Origin of the sequence: Erwinia persicina NBRC 102418 (assembly GCF_001571305.1) — a bacterium.
GTDB lineage: Bacteria > Pseudomonadota > Gammaproteobacteria > Enterobacterales > Enterobacteriaceae > Erwinia > Erwinia persicina.
Genome location: NZ_BCTN01000035.1, coordinates 1 through 20,602 on the forward strand (window position 1 = coordinate 1; position 20,602 = coordinate 20,602).

Consider the following 20,602-nt stretch of genomic DNA (forward strand, 5'->3'; position numbering starts at 1 on the left):
ATATCGTACTGCTGCCAGACAATCTACCGAGATATGGTGGGTGATGACGGGCTCGAACCGCCGACCCCCTCCGTGTAAAGGAGATGCTCTACCAACTGAGCTAATCACCCACATCTCAAATCTCTGGGTACTGCATTTCGCGGGCATCATTCACATAATGAATGGTGGGTGATGACGGGCTCGAACCGCCGACCCCCTCCGTGTAAAGGAGATGCTCTACCAACTGAGCTAATCACCCCCGCTGTGTGGAGTCGCATTATAGGGAAGCGCGGAAATGAGTCAACGCTTTTTCCGCGTAAAATGTGTGTTCGTCGTAAAAATAGTCAGGATGTTCCCATTTCAGGCAAAAACAGAGGCTTGCTATCGGAAAGTCTCTGCTCTGTCATGCTGCAAACAGGGATTGGCGTTGAGGATTCGCCCGCAGGTGATAGAATGTTTCCCCTAAAAGTTTGTTCCGATCAGGCCCCAGCCACCGCGTAATAAGGCATTCATTAATGAAAATCAAAACCCGCTTCGCTCCTAGCCCAACTGGATACCTCCATGTGGGCGGCGCTCGTACCGCACTTTACTCCTGGCTTTTTGCCCGCAATCAGGGCGGAGAGTTTGTGCTGCGTATCGAAGACACCGACCTGGAGCGTTCAACCCAGCAGGCGATCGATGCCATTATGGATGGCATGAACTGGCTGAATCTCGACTGGGATGAGGGCCCGTACTACCAGACTAAGCGTTTTGACCGCTACAATGCCGTCATCGACCAGATGCTGGAAGCGGGCAGTGCGTATAAGTGCTACTGCTCTAAAGAGCGTCTGGAAACACTGCGTGAACACCAGATGGCCAACAACGAGAAGCCACGTTATGACGGCCGCTGCCGCGACAGCCACGAGCATCATGCTGATGATGAGCCGTGCGTAGTGCGTTTCCGTAACCCGCAGGAAGGGTCGGTTATCTTTGACGATCAGATCCGTGGCCCGATTGAGTTCAGTAACCAGGAACTGGATGATCTGATTATTCGTCGTACTGACGGTGCGCCAACGTACAATTTCTGCGTGGTGATCGACGACTGGGACATGGAAATCACCCACGTTATCCGCGGTGAAGACCATATCAACAATACCCCACGCCAGATTAACATCCTGAAAGCCATTGGTGCCCAGGTGCCGGTTTACGCGCATGTTTCCATGATTCTGGGCGATGATGGTAAAAAGCTGTCTAAACGCCACGGTGCCGTGGGCGTGATGCAGTACCGTGACGACGGCTACCTGCCGGAAGCGCTGCTGAACTATCTGGTACGCCTGGGCTGGTCACACGGCGATCAGGAAATTTTCACCATTGATGAGATGAAAAAGCTGTTCGATCTGGATGCGGTCAGCAAATCTGCCAGCGCGTTCAACACGGAAAAGCTGCAGTGGCTGAACCATCATTATATTAACAGCCTGGCGCCAGAATACGTGGCGACCCATCTGCAATGGCATATTGAGCAGGAAAACATCGACACCCGTACCGGCCCTGAGCTGGCACAGCTGGTGAAACTGCTGGGTGAACGCTGTAAGACCCTGAAGGAGATGGCGGCATCATGCCGGTATTTCTACGAAGAATTTGATGAGTTTGATGCCGATGCGGCGAAAAAACATCTGCGTCCGGTGGCCCGACAGCCGCTGGAAGTGGTGCGGGATAAACTGGCTGCGATCACCGACTGGACGGCAGAAAACGTCCATCACGCAATTCAGGCGACGGCAGATGAGCTGGAAGTCGGTATGGGCAAGGTTGGCATGCCGCTGCGTGTAGCCGTGACCGGTGCCGGGCAGTCTCCGGCGCTGGACGTGACCGTACACGCCATCGGACGCTCACGCAGCGTGGCGCGTATTGAGAAAGCACTGGCGTTTATTGCCACGCGAGAAGTCTGATACGGCATAAAATAAAAAACCCGGCCAGCTGGCCGGGTTTTTTTTCAATTGCTGATACCCAGTCGTTGCAAAATTCCCTGTATTCCCTCGCGAAGCAACATGGCTGCGAGCTTATCCTGCTCATCATTACTCAATTGTTGTAATGAGGTAATTAACAGAGCAGGAAGTGAGTTTTGATTCACACGATATTGGGCATGGGGTTCTGCAGCATGACGAGTGGATTTAAGGAAGACTTTGACGCGTTCATCAATATGAATCATGCGTGCCTTTCCACCCTGAACTCCGGGCTTCGGTGCAGTCGTCCAGTTCTCTTTTTTCACCCACTTGTTAATCGTCTGTCTGCTAAAACCCGTTTGCTGTGCCAGTTCTTCCGGCGTTAACCAATCCTTTTTCACGTTCTCGTCCCTTTTCTGCCGAATAAAGTCGTAAGCATATTACAACAATTCATCACGTGAACAACTAACACAAATTACTAACCTTGACAGATTAATTCGCAAAATCTGGCGTCGGTTCAAAAAAATATCCCTGACAACAGTCGGTAAGCGTGACGTTAGCGTGAAGCCGGGCTTTCTGACAGGGGGGCGCGGAAGGCGACAAAATAGGCCAGACCAACGAAAATCGCGCCGCCCACGGCATTACCAAGAAACACCGCCACAAAGTTTGGCAGATATTCACTCCAGCTCAGGTAGCCGGCAAAAATGGCGGCTGGAACGATAAACATATTGGCGACCACGTGCTGGAAGCCAATGGCAACGAAAGCCATGATGGGGAACCACATGCCGAAAATTTTGCCAACCACATCTTTACTGGCGAACGCCATCCAGGTCGCCAGACAGACCAGCCAGTTGCAGCCAATACCAGAAATAAAGGCATGAAGGAAATCCGCATTCACTTTTGCGCTGGCAATGGCGACGGTCTTCTTCAGATAGTCACCTTCGGTCATTCCTAACATATGACCAAAGAACCACGCGATGGTGATGCTGCCAATAAAGTTCGCCAGGGTCACCCAGAACCAGTTACGTATTACGCTGAGTGCGCTGATTTGGCGAGCAAACCATGCCACCGGGAGCAGCATCATATTACCAGTCAGTAATTCCCCCCCGGCGAGCACAGTAAGGATAATCCCTACCGGGAATACCGCAGCGCCCAGCAGGATGCCAAATGATCCCCAGTCTGCCGGCAGCTGGTTAACCACGTGAATATAGAGAAGAAAGCCAAATGCGATAAATGCACCGGCCAGAAAACCAAGAATAAGCAGAGAAGATACCGGTGTACGGCTTTTGATCACGCCTGCCTGAACCGCGACAGCTGAGATCTCTTTTGGTGTGTGCAAAGACATATTCGCTCTGGTGAAATAAATAACGGGAAAGGGCGCCAGATTCCGCTGTCCGCTAAAAAAGGCTTCCATCCAGCGCAGAGCAGGGCGTGGCATCAAAATCGGGCGCAGTTTTGCATGCTCGATTAACAAAAACAAGTAGCTTTTAACCTTGTTATTAACGCGTCATTAACAGAACGGCATCGCGGAAACGGCAGTGGCGGAAAGGGGGGTGAAAAACAGGGAGTTAACGCTTTTAGCCCTGCATTGACGGCTTTTTCAGCGATCGATCTCAGATTGTTATTTTAGCGTTGACACCACCTCCACCGTTTCATATCATCCCCGCCGTCAACACGACACAGTTTTCCGGTTTGGGGGTATAGCTCAGCTGGGAGAGCGCTTGCATGGCATGCAAGAGGTCAGCGGTTCGATCCCGCTTATCTCCACCAACTCTTTACCAGAAGACAAGGTGGCACCGGGAAACTGAGAATTAAGATGTGGGGGTATAGCTCAGCTGGGAGAGCGCTTGCATGGCATGCAAGAGGTCAGCGGTTCGATCCCGCTTATCTCCACCAAATTCTGAAAACGCTTTTTTCTTCCTCATAATCTGCTCAGGCGGATTTTTTTTCGTTTCTGTTTTACCCCTACGGATATTTTTCAGCGACTGGTCGCTGAGGTGCACTCTCAGGCTGTATTTAAGCGTCTGTATGGCGATGGAGGCGCGAAGGGCTTGCAGGGAGGGGAAGAAGATTGGGGAGAAAAGAAAGCGGGGCCAGCGGCCCCGCCAGGTGATTACAGTACCAGACCGGCAATTGATGCCGACAGCACGCTCACCAGGGTAGAACCGTACAGCAGCTTCAGGCCGAAGCGCGACACGACGTTACCCTGTTCCTCATTCAGGCCCTTAATGGCCCCGGCGACGATACCGATAGACGAGAAGTTAGCGAATGAGACGAGGAACACGGAGAGGATGCCTTCACCACGCGGAGACAGCGTACCGGCAATTTTCTGCAGATCCATCATCGCCACGAACTCGTTAGACACCAGCTTGGTGGCCATGATACTGGCAACCTGCAGGGCTTCATGGCTCGGTACACCCATAATCCAGGCGAACGGGTAGAACACATACCCCAGAATGCCCTGGAAACTGATACCGAAAATAGTATCAAACAGGGCGTTGATGGCCGAGATCAGCGCGATAAAGCCGATCAGCATTGCGGCGACAATGACGGCCACTTTGAAGCCGGCGAGGATGTATTCACCCAGCATTTCAAAGAAGCTCTGACCCTCATGGGTGTTACCCAGCTTCAGGTCTTCTTCGCTGTCCACGCGGTACGGGTTAATCAGCGACAGCACGATAAAGGTACTGAACATATTCAGCACCAGTGCGGCCACGACGTACTTTGGCTGCAACATGGTCATATACGCCCCGACGATCGACATAGAAACAGTCGACATAGCGGTGGCTGCCATGGTGTACATCCGGCGCTCTGACATCTTGCCGAGAATATCTTTATAGGCAATAAAGTTCTCTGACTGTCCCAAAATCAGTGAACTTACTGCGTTGAAAGATTCCAGCTTCCCCATGCCGTTGATTTTCGACAGCACGGTACCGATAGCACGGATAATGATTGGCAGAATGCGGAAGTGCTGCAGAATACCGATCAGCGCAGAGATAAAGACGATAGGGCAGAGGACGTTAAGCCAGAAAAATGCCAGGCCTTTATCGCTCATATTACCGAAGACGAAGTTAGTCCCTTGCGCCGCATACTTCAGTAGGAGTTCGAACAGATCTGAGAAGCCTTTGACGAAACCCAGGCCAGCTTCCGAGGTCAGGAAGAACCAGGCCAGCAGAACTTCAATGACTAAAAGCTGTATGACAAAACGCACACGGATGTTCTTACGATCGCGGCTGACCAACAGGGCCAGCAGGGCGACTACCGCCAGTGCCAAAGCAAAGTGCAGAATGCGGGACATGTTTGCTCCAAATTTGAGGGCTGTTATATTTCGTTGCACATTCTATGTAACAAGAACGGGAAAAACGAGATCTAAGCCGCAATATAACAATTCCCTATTGCATCAGATTGCAGAAAAGCATGACCCGTCACATGTTTTCACGAAAACTTAACGACTTACCTCATATTCAGGCACGTTATCCCCGATTTAACGCGCGCTGACAAGCGCTGTTTGATTAAAAAATAACCCTTTAGCTGGTAAGTGATTTCCGAATAACCTACAGTAAAAAAGGTTGCTCATTTTTTGAGTTTACCGTAGTTTATTTTGAAGTATAGCCATGGCTATACCTTATAGCGCTGGCTATCACAGCGATAAAAACAACCGTTCCCTATGCACTTGATAATCGTTATCAATGAAAGGCAGCATAGACAGTCAGGTCATCGTTTCAGGGGTAAACACTATGTTCGGAAGCCGCACTGCGGAGCAGAACATTCGCAGTAATCGTAAAATCAAGTTTGCCTTGATGGGGCCCGCCTTTATCGCGGCCATTGGCTACATCGATCCCGGAAACTTTGCCACTAATATCCAGGCCGGAGCCTCCTACGGCTATACCTTGCTGTGGGTGGTCGTGTGGGCCAACGTGATGGCGATGGTCATCCAGCTGATGTCGGCAAAACTGGGTATCGCCACCGGCAAAAACCTTGCCGAGCATATTCGCGACCGCTTTCCACGCCCGGCTGTCTGGTTTTACTGGGTGCAGGCGGAAATTATTGCCATGGCCACCGACCTGGCGGAATTTATCGGCGCGGCCATTGGCTTCAAGCTGGTGTTTGGCGTCAGTCTGCTGCAGGGTGCCATGCTCACCGGGGTGGCCACTTTCCTGATCCTGATGCTGCAGAGCCGCGGGCAGAAGCCACTGGAATTTATCATTGGCGGATTGCTGCTGTTTGTGGCAGCCGCCTATGTCATTGAGTTGTTCTTCTCACAGCCTAAAATTATCGACCTGATGCACGGTATGGCAGTGCCTTCCCTGCCAACGGCGGATGCCGTGCTGCTGGCGGCGGGCGTACTGGGGGCGACGATCATGCCGCATGTCATCTATCTTCACTCGTCCCTGACGCAAAAAGACGAGGGGGGCACGCGTGCACAGCGCTACTCCTCTACCAAGCTGGATGTGGCCATTGCCATGACCATTGCCGGTTTTGTTAATCTGGCGATGATGGCGACCGCGGCGGCCGCGTTTCACTTCAGCGGCCACAGCGGCATTGCCGACCTCGACCAGGCCTATCTGACGCTGGATCCCCTGCTGGGTAAAGCGGCCGCCGTGGTGTTTGGTCTCAGTCTGCTGGCGGCCGGGCTCTCCTCAACCGTAGTAGGGACGATGGCTGGTCAGGTGGTAATGCAGGGCTTTATCCGCTTCCATATCCCGCTGCTGGTACGTCGCGTGGTCACCATGCTGCCGTCCTTTATTGTGATTATGGCGGGCTGGGAACCGACGCGTATTCTGGTGATGAGCCAGGTCCTGTTAAGCTTCGGTATTGCTCTGGCGCTGGTGCCGCTGCTGGCCTTCACCGGCAATCGTGAGCTGATGGGCGATATGGTGAACTCACGACTGATGCAGAGTATTGGCTGGGTGATTGTGGCCGTGGTGGTGGTATTAAACGGCTACCTGCTGGTGGCCATGGCAATGAACCTCTGACCCTGTCATAAAATAACAGGGCGACCCGGTTACGGGTCGCCCTGAAAAATTACCAGCGGTCGTGACGATCGCGGCGGTCGCGTTCATAATGACGGCGTTCATTTTCATGATGACGCCATTCGCGCCGGCGATCGTGGTCGCGCCAGCGACCCTCCTTTTCCCACTGATGATGACGACGCATCTCCTGATGACGTCGCCACTGCTCGTGTCGCCACCATCGCCCTTCATCGTAGCGGTAGTTATTACGCCACCAGTGGTTGTCGCGCCAGCGGCCACCGTCCCAGTAACGTCCCCGATCGTCACGATCGCCTAAATGCAGTGTAATACCGGGAGCCAGAGTGATGCGTGCGCTGTCGGCGTAAGCTGTGTGTACCGCCAGCGGGGATAAACTTGCCAGCAAAGCGGCAATAAGCAATAAGCGTTTCATATTATCTCCTTTATCAGCGGCCTGACTGCGCCACCGTAGAAGCACAATATAAACAGTTCATCAACGTTACGCCTGGGGAACTCTGAAAATGTGCGGAACAGGCGGATTTGGGATTTTTCTGGAAGGGGAATAACAGAGCCGATCGTTTCTGACCGGCCCGGAGAGGATTGCTGGTCAATATCAATCGAGAATGGCTTCAATCTCTGCCAGTTCATCCGCAGTAAAGTCGCGGTTGCCCAGCATCTGCACGGCGTCATCGATCTGGCTGGTTTTGCTGGCACCGATAAGCACCGAGGTAACGCGGTCGCCGCGCAGTACCCAGGCCAGCGCCATTTGTGACAGCTTTTGCCCGCGACGCAACGCCAGCGCATTCAGTCGCTGCACTTTTTCCATCTTTTCAGGCGTCAGCTGATCGCCACTGAGGAAGCGGCTGCCGCTGGCAGCACGCGAGTCTTCAGGTATGCCGTTAAGATAGCGGTCAGTCAGCATACCTCCCGCCAGCGGCGAGAACGCAATACTGCCTACGCCCTGGTCGGCCAGCACGTCCAGCAGGCCGTTTTCCGGCGCACGTTCAAACATCGAATACTTAGGCTGATGGATCAGACAGGGCGTGCCCAGTTCTTTCAGAAGGGCAATGGCCTGTGCAGCGAGATCCGCCGGGTAGTTTGACAGACCGATGTACAGTGCCTTGCCCTGACGCACCAGATGATCCAGCGCGGTCATGGTTTCTTCCAGCGGCGTTTCCGCATCCGGGCGGTGATGATAAAAGATGTCCACATACTCCACGCCCATACGTTGCAGACTTTGATCGAGGCTGGAAATCAGGTACTTACGCGATCCCCAGTCACCATATGGCCCCTCCCACATGGTGTAACCCGCCTTGCTGGAGAGCACGAGTTCATCACGATAGCCGCGAAAATCCTCGCGCAGGATGCGGCCAAAGTTTTCTTCAGCCGATCCCGGGGGCGGGCCGTAATTATTGGCCAGGTCGAAATGAGTGATACCGTTATCAAAAGCATGACGCAGCAGTTCGCGGCTGTTATCGACGCGAGTACTGTCACCAAAGTTATGCCATAAGCCGAGGGAGATGGCCGGAAGTTTCAGACCGCTGCGCCCGGTGCGGTGATAGGTCATTGTCTCATAACGGCGGGCATCTGCTTGATAAACCATGAATAAGTCCTGTAGTAAAAACGGGGGAACGCTGAACAGCGTAGTAGTGTATACGGTTACACTAAAGGAAATCGCGCGACGGATCGCAACTTAAAGATAATTCCTGGAGCGTAACGATCCCTTTCCATTTCGCCCCCCACTTTTCCGCTAACAGAGTGAAAATAATCGCTAATACTCAAGTCAGATACTCCAGAGGACCAGGACGATGAAGCGATACACCGTCAGTGATTACCTGCTTGCCCGCTTAAATGAAATGGGAATCGATCATCTGTTTGGCGTACCGGGTGATTACAATCTGCAGTTTCTCGATCATGTGATCGACCATCCGCAACTGGCCTGGGTGGGCTGTGCCAATGAACTGAACGCGGCCTATGCGGCGGATGGGTATGCCCGCTGCCGGGGGGCAGGGGCGCTGCTGACCACTTTTGGCGTCGGCGAGTTGAGCGCCCTGAACGGGGTGGCGGGAAGTTATGCGGAGTATCTGCCGGTGGTGCATATCGTCGGGGCTCCCTCACAGGCTGCGCAGGACAACGGCGAGTTGTTGCACCACACGCTGGGTGACGGCAGCTTTAGCCATTTTTTACGTATGCACCAGGAAATCGCCGTCGCCACCAGCGTGCTGACGGCCGGGAACGCCGCCGCGGAAATCGACCGGGTACTGCTGTCGGCGTTAACCCACCGGCGTCCGGTCTATCTGCTGCTGGCGACTAACGTAGGCGAAAGTCCGCTGTCGCCGCCAGATCAGCCGCTGACGCTGACCGCCGGGCGTTCCAGTGAGTCGCTGGCCGCCTTCGCCGATGCGGCAGAAACGCTGCTGGCCGCTGCGGGGAGTGCGGCAATGCTGGCTGATTTCCTTGCCGATCGCGCCGGGCAGCAGCAGCGCCTGCACGACTGGCTGACTGACGTTCCGATGCCTTTTGCTACCCTGCTGATGGGAAAAAGTGTGCTGCCAGAAGGGCTGTCTGGTTATGCGGGAACCTATGCGGGCGCGTCCAGCGCGGAGAGTACCCGGACGGTGATCGAAGAGAGCGATGTGCTGATCGCCATTGGCGTAAAGTACACCGATACGCTGACGGCCGGATTTACCCAGCGTATTACCCGCAGCCGTACCATTGAAGTTGACCTGCATGATTGCCATGTGGCGGGGCGTAAATTTGCCGGCATACCGATGGCAGCAGCGCTGGCGGTACTGCATTCGTTGTCCCGTCGGCACGGAGCGGGCTGGCAGCAGGGCATTGTTGCCCCGCCGGTGATGGAGAATGCGCCGTCCGACAGCCTGACCCAGAGCACTTTCTGGCAGGCCATACAGCACTTTTTACGACCGGGCGATATTGTGCTGGCGGAACAGGGGACGGCGGCGTTTGGTGCCGCGGCCCTGCGTCTGCCGGACAAGGTTCAGATGCTGGTACAACCGCTGTGGGGGTCAATTGGCTACACGCTGCCGGCCGCCTTTGGCGCGCAAACGGCCCAGCCGGAGCGGCGGGTGGTGCTGATTATCGGCGATGGCTCCGCGCAGCTGACGGTACAGGAGCTGGGGTCGATGCTGCGTGACGGACAGAAGCCGGTTATTTTCCTGCTCAACAATGCGGGTTATACCGTTGAACGGGCTATCCACGGTGCGCAGCAGCGCTATAACGATATTCCCCGTTGGGACTGGACGCGCCTGCCCCAGGCGCTGAGCGTCGACAGTCAGGCGCAGAGCTGGCGTGTGACCCAGACGGTGCAGTTGGAGGCGGTGATGTCGTTGCTCCAGCAGCCGCAGACGTGCCTGTCGCTGGTGGAAGTGGTGCTACCCCAGGATGATATTCCGCCGTTGCTGGCATCCGTCACCCGGGCGTTGCATCAAAGCAACAGCCGGTAAGCCCGGTTTGCGCGTAATTCAGATGTCGCCTTGATGCAACTCGACTGTTTTTGGGTATAGTGTAGGAAATTGAATTCAGCGGAGCAGAACAATAATGACCAGCTATGCCCTGGTAGGTGATGTCGGCGGGACTAATGCCCGTCTGGCACTGTGTGACGTCAGTAACGGTGCCCTGTCACAGGCTAAAACCTTTTCCACCTCAGAATATGCCAGTCTTGAAGCGGTGATCCGCGCTTATCTGGACGAGCAGCAGCAGGATATTCAGCACGGCTGCATCGCCATTGCCTGTCCGATCACGGAAGACTGGGTGGAGATGACCAACCACGACTGGGCGTTTTCGACCAGTAAGTTGAAGGCCAGCCTCGGCTTCGAGGCGCTGGAAATTATTAACGATTTTACCGCCGTGTCGATGGCGATCCCGATGCTCTCCGGTGAGCATGTCATGCAGTTTGGCGGCGGTGCGCCGGTGCCGGACAAGCCGGTTGCGGTTTACGGTGCCGGTACTGGCCTGGGCGTGGCGCATCTGGTGCATGTGGATAAGCGCTGGGTCAGCCTGCCGGGCGAAGGTGGCCACGTCGATTTCGCCGCCAACAGTGAAGAAGAGGATCAGATCCTTGAAGTGCTGCGTGAGGAGCTGGGGCATGTCTCCGCCGAGCGTATTCTCTCCGGCGGCGGGCTGGTGAATCTGTATCGGGCGATTGTTAAATCAGATGACCGGGTGCCAGAAAATCTGAAACCGCGTGACGTCACCGAGCGCGCCCTGCAGGACAGCTGCACAGACTGCCGTCGTGCCCTGTCGATGTTCTGCGTGATCATGGGCCGCTTTGGCGGCAATCTGGCGCTGAACCTTGGCACCTTCGGCGGCGTCTATATCGCTGGCGGCATCGTTCCGCGCTTCCTTGAGTTCTTTAAAGCGTCCGGCTTCCGCGCTGCGTTTGAAGACAAAGGCCGCTTCAAAGACTATGTCTCTGGCATTCCTGTCTATCTGATCACCCACGATCAGCCAGGCCTGCTCGGGGCGGGCGCACACCTGCGTCAGACCCTGGGGCGGGTGCTGTAAACCCTGCCTTTGTCGTCAGCTGATGCAGCGGTTACAGCCGCATCAGCTGGCGAAATTCCTTCACCTTACTGCGGCTGACCGGCACCTGAAACTCAAGATCGCGTAGCTTGAGGATGTAGGTATTGTTAAACCAGGGCTCGATCTCGCGGATCTTGCCGAGGTTGACACAGTAAGAGCGGTGGCAGCGAAAGAAATACTCATCCGGCAGCCGGCTGCAAAATTCACTGATATTCATCGACATCACATACTCTTCCCGCCGCGTATAGACAAAAGTCAGCTTCTCGTGGGCTTCCGCATAATAGATATCATTGATATCGGTGACGATAATGCGCTCATCCTTCACCAGGTTAATGGTATGCGGGGCCGGGCGTAACGCTGTCTGATTCAGCGGAGAGTGGCTCTGGCTGTGGTTTTCCAGCTTGCGCAGCAGGGTGATGATGCGCATTTCAGACCAGGGCTTCAGGATGTAGTCAAAGGCCTCCAGCTCAAAGGCTTCTACCGCATGTTCTTTATAGGCGGTGATAAAGACGATGAGCGGCTTATTGGCGAACTTACTGATATTCTGCGCCAGCAGCATCCCGTCCAGCGACGGAATATTGATATCAAGAAAGATCACATCAACCTGATGGGTTTGCAGATACTTCAGCACGTCCAGACCGTCATCAAAAGTCGCTTCAATGGCGATCTGGCTGTGTTCACGGATTAGCCAGCTTAACTCCTGCTGGGCGAGGAACTCGTCTTCTACAATGATCGCTTTCACGCTGTCTCCCGGTTCAGGCTAATGAAATACTCGGTTTTTCCGGCAGACCCACACCGTTTTTACTGATGTAAAACGCAATTTCCGTACCCGGGTTAAGGCGATGAATATGCAGCCCTTCACCGTACAGCAGTTTCACCCGGTGATGCACATTCAGCAGGCCGATCTTATTGCCCGGCATCTCGTTATTTTCCACCCTGGCCACCACGTCCTCACTGATCCCGTTGCCGGTATCACGGACGGCGATACGAATGCGGTCGCCAAGGTCATGAATACTCAGCGTTACCACGCCCTTGCCCCGGCAGGGATGAATGCCGTGCACAATGGCGTTTTCAACCAGCGGCTGGATCAACAGACTGGGTAGCGAGCAGCTGACATCCTCTTCAATGTCATAGATCACCGTCAGTTTATCGCCGAAGCGCGCCTGTTCGATGGCGATATAGTCCTTGATTTGGTAGAGCTCTTTTTTGATATCGATAATCTCGTCATCATTCAGCTCAAGGTTATAGCGCAGATAGCGTGACAGGTTGGTGATCAGCTGGCGTGCGGTGTCCGGATTAATCCGGATGGATGAAGAGATGGCATTCAGGGCGTTAAACAGAAAGTGAGGATTAATTTTGCTCTGCAGCGCCCGAAGTTCGGCCTTATTGGCCATTTCACGCAGCTGCTCGGCACGCGATACTTCCAGCTGCGTGGAGATAATCTGCGACAGCCCGACGGCCATCTCCTTCAGCGACCAGGTGATACGGTGGGCATGGCGGTAGTAAATTTTCAGCGTACCCGTGACCTCACCTTTTTCCCACAGAGGGATGACGATCATCGAGTGGATTTCCGGGGTGCGATGGGCTTCATCATTGTTTTTAATAATAATTTTACCCTCGGTGATGGCTGCCGTGGTGGTCGGGCTGATGCCGTCGTCGCCGTTGCGATAGTTTTCTTCTCCCACGCCGACATAAGCGAGGATCTGCTTATTGTTGGTCATCGCCACCGCATCGGCATTAATGTCTTCACGAATGATATGGCATACCTGGCGCAGGGAATGGCTGTTCACCTGGCGGAACAGCGGCAGCGTTTTATTGGCAATATCCAGCGCCAGCTTGGCCTGACGGGCGGCGATGGCTTCTTTTTCACCTTCCACGCTCTGCACCAGCAGCACAATCAGGCCGATGCTGACGGCCCCCAGGATCATCGGGAGGGCAATTTCCGACACGATGTCCAGCCCCAGTGAGGTAGGGGAGGCCCAGGCCACAATCAGCAGCATGGTCAGTGACTCACAGGCCATGCCGCCAATGATACCGATACTCCAGCGCTTCTCTTTGACCACCCTGAGGTTGATCCAGCCGGAGACCACCCCGGCAACAATACTGGTGATCAGGCAGGGCACCGAAGTGACGCCATCCATATCAATCAGGAAGCGGTGCAGCCCGGCAATCACGCCAGTGGCAATCCCCACCCAGGGACCAAAGAGGATGCCGCCAGACATAATCGCGATGGTTCGCACGTTCACCAGCGAGCCCTCCACGTTGATCCCGGTCCAGGTACTGAACAGGGCAAACAGTGAGAAAATCGCGGTGACCGCAATCAGCTCCTGACGCGAATGCTCATCTTTTTGCAGTAACTGGCGGAAGTGACGGGTTCGGGTGATAAAGAACAGGCAGATTAACATCAGCGCTGCGCGGTCAAACACGGCGAGCAACATCTCAAACATCGAATGCACGGGCATCTCGGCTGGTGGGGACAATGCGCCTATGATAGGGAAAGTGTGGAGGATGTGCCAGGCATCCGCACGCCGGAGTGCCCCGATCCCGGTCTGGATCAATTTCTGGCGCTGACTGACCTCTTTTCGCTACAGAGACGGGCTGCCTGTCAGTCCGGATTAAGGTCTCCGCTTGCAGTAAAAAGCCGACAGGCGAAATCACCGTGAGCGATTGCTTCGCTAAACGCCGATGACTGTCCGAAACGCTGATGTTTCAGGATGAACATCAGCGTATTTTGAGCGCCTGCCTGGCAAACGATCCCGCAGCTGCTCGCGATTCTACCGTTGAACATCTCCTTTCTGCCGGACACATTCTAAAAAATTATCTTACCCAGCGGTAATCCGGGGCGCGGAGAATGACCGCAGGGAAATTCCTGCGGTTGCTTCATGACGAGGTAAACAGGGTGCTGAAGGGGACTACGCCATCCCTGGCGTGAAAAGGGAACGCGTTACACCGCAGCTGACATCGGCGTGAACCTGTGTCCCCGGCCTCACCTCACCCGGCGCGGCCGCTTATGCTCAGAGCGACGGGTGGGATCCTTTCACCGGACTGACGGCCTCAAGCAGTGACGCGATATGTAAAATGGTTCTTTCCGCATGCCATTTTCCCACTATCTGAACGTTAATCGGCATCCCCTCACGACTTTTGCCGAAGGGGAGGGCTATGCCGGGTAAACCGGTGACGTTAAGTGGGACGGTCGCCCCCTGCAGATAGGTTGCATCCACCTCCTGTCCGTCAATGACAAAATGCGCTACGCCATGCTTGTGGGCCTGCACGGGAAGGACGTGCGTGATCAGCGCATCAAAGCGGGAGAAGTATTGCGCAAAACCATCCCGCAGCCTTTCTGCTGCCTGCTCCGCATCAATATAGTCGGACATTGAGGTGTCCGGCAGTGACAGCATGGTTTTTGCCATTTTGTATAACTCGTCAGGGTGGCGGCCCGCCGTTGCCGCAGCAAAGGCGGGTTTCATTTCCATCACGTGCAGCCTGTTGAATACTTCCAGCGCAAAATCCTGCTCCAGAGCCGGAATACCCACGTGCTCCACTGTCACCCCGATGCCGTGCAGGGCATCTGCCGCTGACTTAACAACGGCGACCACCTCCGGGTCAACCGGACCAAAGCCGGGACCGGTCATCCAGCCAATTCGCAGCGGACGTGAGGACGCCGCGGGCAGCCCATCCGGATAAACCGGCGCGGTGCTGGAAAAGGCGTCGTGCCCGTCAGGGCCGGACAGCTGTGAAAAGGCCAGGGCAATATCACGCACGGAGCGGGCCATCGGGCCCACATGCCAGAACCGGCGGGGTGCACGCGGCCAGATCCCGGTCATCGGAATGCTGCCGTGTGTGGCTTTCATCGACGTGATGCCGGTCTGTGCCGCCGGGCCGCGCACGGAAATGGCCAGATCGGTGCCCAGACCCAGCGGAGACATGCCTGCTGCGATGGCAGCGGATTCACCTCCGCTGGAGCCACCGGGCGTCCGGGTCAAATCCCAGGGGTTATTTGAACGGCCGGAAAGCAGGTTATCGCTCTCGATCCAGTATGAAAACTCGGGCAGGTTGGTCTTCGCCAGCAGGATAGCGCCTGCTTTTTTAAGACGCGCTACGCTGGTTGCGTCCTCATCAGGGCGACGGTCTTTAAAGATCGGCGAGCCACGCTGCGTTAGTACGCCGGCCGTGTCTATCGAATCCTTGACCGTAAACGGAACGCCATGCAACAGGCCGAGATCATCACCTCTCATTACCGCGGCTTCCGCTGCGATGGCCTGCTTCATCGCATCGCCGGCCAGGGTCACGATGGCGTTAACGTCCGGGTTAGTGGCGTTAATGCGGTCAATGTGGGCCTGCATGACTTCCACCGGGGAAATTTCACGGCTGCGGATCATGCTGGCGAGTTGGGTTGCGTCTGAATAAAAAATAGCGTTGCTCATGATTGCCTCTTGAAAGAAAAGCTAACTAACAGTTGGTAGGTGAAACAGTAGGCGTATGAGATTATGTTGTCAACACCTAACTAACAGGTGTTAGAATAATGACTTTCTTCAGGAGAAAAATAATGAGCAAGACATCCAGTGATGAAATCCTTCACGCCGCCCGCCTGAAAGCACAGGCGCATGGTTACACCGGCCTGAACATTCGTGCTCTGGCCGATGAGGTCGGGATTAAAGCGGCAAGCATTTATTATCATTTTGCCAGCAAGGCGGATCTGGGGGCGGCAGTGGCACAACGCTACTGGGAGGATACGGCGCGGGACCTTCATGCAATACGTGAAACGGAAGGCGACGCACTCAACAGTCTGATTCGCTATCCTCATATTTTTCGCCGTACCCTGGAAAGTGAGAACCGGTTGTGCATGGTGAGTTTTATGTCGGCTGAATATGACGACCTGCCAGATAAAGTCAAAACAGAGGTGCAGAAATTCGCCGATATCAATGTGGCATGGCTGAATACGCAGCTTCAGGACGCCGGTATTTGCCAGCCCGGGGACGGTGAGACGCGGGCGCGGGCGATATTTTCCGCGATTGCCGGTGCTCAGTTAATGGCGCGCAGCCGGAATGATATTGGCCTCTTCGATGAGCTTATTATGGGGTATTCACAGGCAGGACTGTTGCCCTCCGCCAGAATATGACAGGGGCGCAAGGGGCGTCGGGACGGAAAAAATACGTACCCGCTCTCAGCGGATCGACGGGGAAAATCCGTTCGTGAAGACGACGTTGATACGGTAAAAATGACGTTGCTGCGTGAGGACAAAGCGAAACACCGTTGTCGCAAAGGGACATTCCGGGCAGTATGAGGATGCGCTGAAATCATAATAAAACAGGAATGTTCATGTGCCGAAAAGCAACGCTGATAACGTTACCTCTGCTGACCGCATCAGTGTTCCTGCTGACAGGGTGTCCCCCCGCACCAGATCTGGTCCAGTGGCAGCGTCCTGACACGGACACCGACGGCGTGCGGGTCGCGATGGGGCAGTGTGGCGTGCCACTTCCCGGCCCGGACATCCCTAAAACCTATAATGAGTCCGTGCTCTATTACCAGTGCATGGAAAATAAAGGCTTTACCCGTAAAGACGGTTTCAAAATCTGCAGCGTGGGGGTTTTTCATGATACCCCGGCCTGCATCAGCCAGGAGCAGGGACATCCCCTGAGTCAGAAACAGCTTGAAGCACTGCCTTTTGTCGCAGACAGCGGGTTTAATCCGATTGATCCGGCTTACGGTGTGAGCGAATATTCCCTGATTTCCTGGCGTAAGGCGGGGACTTCACAGCATTTCTCACAACAGATTGAAAATGATAAGCAGGCGCTGGTGGTGATGTATCAGTGTGGTTATCCGCAACCTCTGGGCTCGGTACCTTACGTGCCAACGTTACGTAAAGCCGCACAGGTTCAGCGGTGCATGCTGGATAACGGTTTCGAGCCGAAGAATAAGCTCAACCTGGTCTGTCGCCATTATCCGCAGGTCAGCGGTTGCCCAAAAACATGACGGTTTGCGCTGAAATTACCCCGAAGATGCGGTCTCAGGCTTCAACGGAGGGGAATAAAATCAGTAAGCGGACAGATATCAACAGCGAATGTATGGACAACACCCATCCAGGGGGGGGAAAGTGGAAATTATAACTGAGCGTCTGATCCTTCGGCCGGTAGTGTCATCCGATGCAGCGTCCCTGTTCAGTATTTATGGTGACCCTGCCACCAACCTGTTCAATCCCGCAGGGCCATATCCGGATATTCTCCATGCGAGAACGGTTCTGCATCGCTGGACAGAGCATCGTGAACGTCACGGGTTTGGCCACTGGGCCATTGCGCTTCTCGATAATCCTGACAACATCATCGGTTTCGGAGGGCTGCAGATAGCCCGCGTCGCCGATATGTCGATTAACAATCTGGGGTATCGCTTTGCAACGCAGGCATGGGGCAAAGGTCTGGCGACAGAATTTGCCGATCGTGCCGTCCGCTATGGATTTGAAACGATCGCGCTGACCGGGATAGGTGCGGTGGTCAGAAGAAACCATCTGGCCTCGCAAAAAGTCCTGCACAACGTCGGGCTGAGGTATATCCGGGACATTGATGATGTGAATGACGCACCGCCGAGCATGTTTTTTTCACTCCGCTCAGATGAGTGGCAAAAAAGTCGTATGGAGGGATGAACCATGCTGATATGCCAAATGCGAATGCCCTCACTCTGCATTTCGCCGTCAGAGGGGATGCCCGTTCAGTATTAAGGACGATTTTTATCAGACAACTGGGAACGGAATGATGGAACATAATGTACTGTATAAAGTGATTGTCGCCTTAGCTGTAGTAGTCAGTATCTGGCTGGATTTCAGACCGAATAAAAGAGTCGTTAACGCGAATCCGGTTATCGCTGCGGCTGACGCCCGCGAACGTCATGCGTGGCGCTATGCCCGCTGGGCGTTGCGGGGCGTGCAGATAACGCTGGGGATTTATCTGTTGTGGACGGCCGTCAGATTCATCCTGACGTCGCCTGGCTAATCACCGGTTACACGACGGGAGGCGATACGCATCACTGTGCAGTAATTGATCGCTGATCCGGACTGATGAAAAACGTGTCTCACCTCATCAGCGTAATGGGGCCCTTCAGACGGGCTTTAGCACCACCACCGCATACCGGCACGTCTCATCAGTCTCATTCCTGAAAACACAATCGGCCGGATCGCCCAACGCCAGACAATCCCCGGTGAGCATCTCGAAAGTCGTCGGCCCTTCTTCAAACGTCAGCCTGCCTTCGAGCACCCAGATCAGCTGACGCCGGGAACGGTAGGAGATAGCCGGCATCGGCACCGCCGTTCTGGCAGGAAGGGCGATGCTGACCAGGTCGACAGGGATAGGGTCCGGTGACACATGGCGACGAATGTAATGGCTTTCGGGATCCTGCCAGACCACCTGATTTTCATACCTTACCAGCGTACCGGGTCGCACTTCTGCCAGAGCAATAAGCTGTGACATAGACATATCGAACGCACCTGAAAGCCGTGCCAGCAGTGTTGCTGTAGGGCTGCTTTCGCCACGCTCTATTTTGTGGATCATGGCACGCGAGACGCCAGAATGCTCTGCCAGTTCGGTCAGCGACCATCCCTTCTTTTCTCGTTCCTGCCGCACTTTCTGACCGATGCGAACATTGATCTTGTCTTCTTTAGTGGACTTTTTGTCTGTCATAGTGGATAACTACAATAGTGTACAATTCATCTACTTTAGTGAATGACCTGCGAGGTGTCTACCATGCTTATTCGTCCTGCCAGAGAAAATGACGCGGAAAGGATTGCGGAAATTTATAACGATGCGGTACTGAACACGACCGCTATCTGGAATGAAAACACCGTGGATTATCTCAACCGGATTACGTGGATGCGTGCCCGGAATGATGCAGGGTTTCCTGTCATTGTGGCGGTAGATGAAACCGACAGAGTGCTGGGGTATGCATCTTATGGTGACTGGCGTCCCTGGGATGGCTACCGGCACACCGTTGAGCACTCTGTTTATGTTGATAAAAACGCGCGTGGAAGCGGGGCAGGCACGGCACTCATGCAGGAACTGATCAGACTGGCCAGCGCACAGGGCAAGCACGTCATGGTGGCCGGAATTGAATCTGAAAACAGTGCTTCCATCGCGCTACACAAAAAGCTCGGCTTCCGCGAAGCGGGCCGGGTCTCTGAAGTCGGCACCAAATTTGGCCGCTGGCTGGACCTGACCTTTATGCAACGGCATCTGGATGCGCGTGACGTCCCCTGAAATGCCTGAGCCTGCATGACTCATAGGTTCAATAAGGCCTTATGGAGGCGCTGGACGCTTGATGTAACCCAGGCAGTGTCTGCTTTGAGCGAGGAGCGGACATTCGCAATTTATCGATAAAAGATGCAGGCTTGTAAAACGGTCGCGCGTTTATCGTGTAGAAATAAAGCAGGCCTTCTATATAGTTGGATGATGAACTTTCAAAACTCAGCAGGTAATTGCATGATCTTAAGTGTTAATCACGTTGGTTTTTCAGTTAAAAACATTGAAGACTCATTATTATTTTGGACTCAGATTCTTGGAGGTAAATTATTACGTGAAGGAAAAATGTCTGGACCTATAATCGATGAGGTAACAGGTGCAAGGGGAGCTGATGTACAAATGGCTTTGCTTGAACTGGCTGATATTCAAATTGAATTACTACAATACAATAACATTGAGCAGCCAGAAGAACCTTCAGCGCCCTATATCCCAGGCTACGCTCATCTTGCTTTTATAGTTGAGGATCTTGATACGCTCTTGGGCAAAGTATCGGACTACGGCTGGAAGACGCCGGGTAAACCTCAGACAGTGTTGTCAGGCCCCATGCAGGGAACCAGAGTAATATATTTACAAAGCCCTGATGGTCAGACGCTTGAATTGATGGAACGCAGTTAATAAGGACCACATATTATGACCTGTTATCCTCTAAATAAAACAGTGATGTTTGCAAAGTTCGCTCCTGGCACAAAGCGGACTGACGCCAGGCTAATGTCAGCTTCGAGCGAGAAGGTGACGTTGAACGCAGTTAAAGCTGAGAAAAATCATTTTTAAATCAGGGGAGTAACAATGCCGCTTATGTTTACATAAATTCAATAATTAGGGTTTAACCTTACTTAAAGGGGGCTTTGTGCGCACTCGTCCATCATCTCGATTGATCGTTCTTTCGCCTGAAAATCACGTCCTGCTTTTT

At 54.1% G+C, this 20,602-nt stretch carries 19 protein-coding genes and 4 tRNA genes; 12 read left to right on the forward strand and 11 right to left on the reverse strand.

Annotated features, from left to right (window positions below):
• Positions 1-34: 34 nt before the first annotated feature.
• Together EPE01S_RS21810 and EPE01S_RS21815 are read right to left on the reverse strand one after the other, a co-directional pair.
• Positions 35-110, reverse strand: a tRNA-Val gene (locus EPE01S_RS21810).
• A 52-nt stretch (positions 111-162) separates the two neighbouring features.
• A tRNA-Val gene (locus EPE01S_RS21815) sits at positions 163-238 on the reverse strand.
• 256 nt (positions 239-494) lie between these two features.
• Between EPE01S_RS21815 and gltX the strand changes: the two genes are divergently transcribed.
• Positions 495-1,904 (forward strand): glutamate--tRNA ligase, encoded by a 1,410-nt coding sequence (gene gltX, locus EPE01S_RS21820; RefSeq protein ID WP_062749376.1) that lies wholly within the window; start codon positions 495-497, stop codon positions 1,902-1,904.
• A 44-nt stretch (positions 1,905-1,948) separates the two neighbouring features.
• On the opposite strand, the gene EPE01S_RS21825 is transcribed toward gltX, so the two are convergent.
• Both EPE01S_RS21825 and EPE01S_RS21830 read right to left on the reverse strand, forming a co-directional pair.
• Positions 1,949-2,299 carry a YfeC-like transcriptional regulator gene (locus EPE01S_RS21825; protein WP_062749378.1) on the reverse strand — a complete coding sequence of 117 codons (351 nt, stop codon included), beginning with the start codon at positions 2,297-2,299 and terminating at the stop codon, positions 1,949-1,951.
• Between the two features lie 155 nt (positions 2,300-2,454).
• On the reverse strand, positions 2,455-3,243 hold the full coding sequence (locus tag EPE01S_RS21830) for a formate/nitrite transporter family protein (protein ID WP_062749414.1): 789 nt from the start codon (positions 3,241-3,243) through the stop codon (positions 2,455-2,457).
• 349 nt (positions 3,244-3,592) lie between these two features.
• Between EPE01S_RS21830 and EPE01S_RS21835 the strand changes: the two genes are divergently transcribed.
• Positions 3,593-3,668: transfer RNA gene (locus EPE01S_RS21835), tRNA-Ala, on the forward strand.
• 50 nt (positions 3,669-3,718) lie between these two features.
• A tRNA-Ala gene (locus EPE01S_RS21840) sits at positions 3,719-3,794 on the forward strand.
• A gap of 217 nt (positions 3,795-4,011) precedes the next feature.
• Here EPE01S_RS21840 and EPE01S_RS21845 read toward each other — a convergent pair.
• Positions 4,012-5,196: a NupC/NupG family nucleoside CNT transporter gene (locus EPE01S_RS21845; RefSeq protein WP_062749380.1), complete on the reverse strand. Its 1,185-nt coding sequence runs from the start codon at positions 5,194-5,196 to the stop codon at positions 4,012-4,014.
• A 439-nt stretch (positions 5,197-5,635) separates the two neighbouring features.
• Here EPE01S_RS21845 and EPE01S_RS21850 point away from each other — a divergent pair, with 439 nt between their 5' ends.
• Entirely contained in the window at positions 5,636-6,874 is a 1,239-nt protein-coding gene (locus tag EPE01S_RS21850; RefSeq protein WP_062749383.1) for an Nramp family divalent metal transporter, read from the forward strand.
• 49 nt (positions 6,875-6,923) lie between these two features.
• Here EPE01S_RS21850 and EPE01S_RS21855 read toward each other — a convergent pair whose 3' ends face one another.
• Together EPE01S_RS21855 and EPE01S_RS21860 are read right to left on the reverse strand one after the other, a co-directional pair.
• The gene (locus tag EPE01S_RS21855; protein WP_062749386.1) at positions 6,924-7,301 is read right to left on the reverse strand and encodes a DUF2502 domain-containing protein; all 378 of its coding nucleotides are present in this window, start codon (positions 7,299-7,301) and stop codon (positions 6,924-6,926) included.
• 180 nt (positions 7,302-7,481) lie between these two features.
• On the reverse strand, positions 7,482-8,471 hold the full coding sequence (locus EPE01S_RS21860) for an aldo/keto reductase (RefSeq protein ID WP_062749388.1): 990 nt from the start codon (positions 8,469-8,471) through the stop codon (positions 7,482-7,484).
• Positions 8,472-8,676: 205 nt separating this feature from the next.
• On the opposite strand from EPE01S_RS21860, the gene EPE01S_RS21865 reads away from it, so the two are divergent.
• Positions 8,677-10,332: an alpha-keto acid decarboxylase family protein gene (locus EPE01S_RS21865; protein WP_062749390.1), complete on the forward strand. Its 1,656-nt coding sequence runs from the start codon at positions 8,677-8,679 to the stop codon at positions 10,330-10,332.
• Between the two features lie 94 nt (positions 10,333-10,426).
• The gene (gene glk, locus EPE01S_RS21870) at positions 10,427-11,392 is read left to right on the forward strand and encodes a glucokinase (RefSeq protein ID WP_062749392.1); all 966 of its coding nucleotides are present in this window, start codon (positions 10,427-10,429) and stop codon (positions 11,390-11,392) included.
• Positions 11,393-11,423: 31 nt separating this feature from the next.
• On the opposite strand, the gene EPE01S_RS21875 is transcribed toward glk, so the two are convergent.
• The 3 genes from EPE01S_RS21875 to EPE01S_RS21890 form a co-directional block, all read right to left on the reverse strand.
• A complete protein-coding gene (locus tag EPE01S_RS21875; RefSeq protein WP_062749394.1) occupies positions 11,424-12,152 on the reverse strand; it encodes a LytR/AlgR family response regulator transcription factor in 729 nt (242 codons plus the stop codon).
• 13 nt (positions 12,153-12,165) lie between these two features.
• Entirely contained in the window at positions 12,166-13,848 is a 1,683-nt protein-coding gene (locus tag EPE01S_RS21880; protein ID WP_062749416.1) for a sensor histidine kinase, read from the reverse strand.
• Between the two features lie 576 nt (positions 13,849-14,424).
• On the reverse strand, positions 14,425-15,834 hold the full coding sequence (locus EPE01S_RS21890; RefSeq protein ID WP_062749398.1) for an amidase: 1,410 nt from the start codon (positions 15,832-15,834) through the stop codon (positions 14,425-14,427).
• Positions 15,835-15,956: 122 nt separating this feature from the next.
• On the opposite strand from EPE01S_RS21890, the gene EPE01S_RS21895 reads away from it, so the two are divergent.
• The 4 genes from EPE01S_RS21895 to EPE01S_RS21910 all read left to right on the forward strand — a co-directional run bounded on the left by EPE01S_RS21895 (position 15,957) and on the right by EPE01S_RS21910 (position 18,393).
• Positions 15,957-16,529, forward strand: coding sequence for a TetR/AcrR family transcriptional regulator (locus tag EPE01S_RS21895; RefSeq protein ID WP_062749400.1), 573 nt, complete (start codon positions 15,957-15,959; stop codon positions 16,527-16,529).
• Positions 16,530-16,729: 200 nt separating this feature from the next.
• Entirely contained in the window at positions 16,730-17,383 is a 654-nt protein-coding gene (locus EPE01S_RS21900) for a hypothetical protein (protein WP_062749402.1), read from the forward strand.
• 121 nt (positions 17,384-17,504) lie between these two features.
• Entirely contained in the window at positions 17,505-18,047 is a 543-nt protein-coding gene (locus tag EPE01S_RS21905; RefSeq protein ID WP_062749404.1) for a GNAT family N-acetyltransferase, read from the forward strand.
• A 106-nt stretch (positions 18,048-18,153) separates the two neighbouring features.
• A complete protein-coding gene (locus tag EPE01S_RS21910; RefSeq protein ID WP_062749406.1) occupies positions 18,154-18,393 on the forward strand; it encodes a hypothetical protein in 240 nt (79 codons plus the stop codon).
• Between the two features lie 105 nt (positions 18,394-18,498).
• On the opposite strand, the gene EPE01S_RS21915 is transcribed toward EPE01S_RS21910, so the two are convergent.
• Positions 18,499-19,077, reverse strand: a complete 579-nt coding sequence (locus tag EPE01S_RS21915; RefSeq protein ID WP_062749408.1) for an XRE family transcriptional regulator — start codon at positions 19,075-19,077, stop codon at positions 18,499-18,501.
• Positions 19,078-19,140: 63 nt separating this feature from the next.
• Here EPE01S_RS21915 and EPE01S_RS21920 point away from each other — a divergent pair, with 63 nt between their 5' ends.
• Both EPE01S_RS21920 and EPE01S_RS21925 read left to right on the forward strand, forming a co-directional pair.
• Positions 19,141-19,650, forward strand: coding sequence for a GNAT family N-acetyltransferase (locus EPE01S_RS21920; protein ID WP_062749410.1), 510 nt, complete (start codon positions 19,141-19,143; stop codon positions 19,648-19,650).
• 222 nt (positions 19,651-19,872) lie between these two features.
• A complete protein-coding gene (locus tag EPE01S_RS21925; RefSeq protein ID WP_062749412.1) occupies positions 19,873-20,307 on the forward strand; it encodes a VOC family protein in 435 nt (144 codons plus the stop codon).
• Positions 20,308-20,602 lie beyond the last annotated feature (295 nt).

Excerpts from the sequence above, each read along its gene's own strand:
- gltX (WP_062749376.1), top strand. The coding sequence starts at position 495 with ATGAAAATCAAAACCCGCTTCGCTCCTAGCCCAACTGGATACCTCCAT.
- EPE01S_RS21830 (WP_062749414.1), bottom strand. The coding sequence starts at position 3,243 with ATGTCTTTGCACACACCAAAAGAGATCTCAGCTGTCGCGGTTCAGGCA.
- EPE01S_RS21845 (WP_062749380.1), bottom strand. The coding sequence starts at position 5,196 with ATGTCCCGCATTCTGCACTTTGCTTTGGCACTGGCGGTAGTCGCCCTG.
- EPE01S_RS21850 (WP_062749383.1), top strand. The coding sequence starts at position 5,636 with ATGTTCGGAAGCCGCACTGCGGAGCAGAACATTCGCAGTAATCGTAAA.
- EPE01S_RS21855 (WP_062749386.1), bottom strand. The coding sequence starts at position 7,301 with ATGAAACGCTTATTGCTTATTGCCGCTTTGCTGGCAAGTTTATCCCCG.
- EPE01S_RS21860 (WP_062749388.1), bottom strand. The coding sequence starts at position 8,471 with ATGGTTTATCAAGCAGATGCCCGCCGTTATGAGACAATGACCTATCAC.
- EPE01S_RS21865 (WP_062749390.1), top strand. The coding sequence starts at position 8,677 with ATGAAGCGATACACCGTCAGTGATTACCTGCTTGCCCGCTTAAATGAA.
- glk (WP_062749392.1), top strand. The coding sequence starts at position 10,427 with ATGACCAGCTATGCCCTGGTAGGTGATGTCGGCGGGACTAATGCCCGT.
- EPE01S_RS21880 (WP_062749416.1), bottom strand. The coding sequence starts at position 13,848 with ATGTTGCTCGCCGTGTTTGACCGCGCAGCGCTGATGTTAATCTGCCTG.
- EPE01S_RS21890 (WP_062749398.1), bottom strand. The coding sequence starts at position 15,834 with ATGAGCAACGCTATTTTTTATTCAGACGCAACCCAACTCGCCAGCATG.
- EPE01S_RS21895 (WP_062749400.1), top strand. The coding sequence starts at position 15,957 with ATGAGCAAGACATCCAGTGATGAAATCCTTCACGCCGCCCGCCTGAAA.
- EPE01S_RS21900 (WP_062749402.1), top strand. The coding sequence starts at position 16,730 with ATGTGCCGAAAAGCAACGCTGATAACGTTACCTCTGCTGACCGCATCA.
- EPE01S_RS21910 (WP_062749406.1), top strand. The coding sequence starts at position 18,154 with ATGATGGAACATAATGTACTGTATAAAGTGATTGTCGCCTTAGCTGTA.
- EPE01S_RS21915 (WP_062749408.1), bottom strand. The coding sequence starts at position 19,077 with ATGACAGACAAAAAGTCCACTAAAGAAGACAAGATCAATGTTCGCATC.
- EPE01S_RS21920 (WP_062749410.1), top strand. The coding sequence starts at position 19,141 with ATGCTTATTCGTCCTGCCAGAGAAAATGACGCGGAAAGGATTGCGGAA.
- EPE01S_RS21925 (WP_062749412.1), top strand. The coding sequence starts at position 19,873 with ATGATCTTAAGTGTTAATCACGTTGGTTTTTCAGTTAAAAACATTGAA.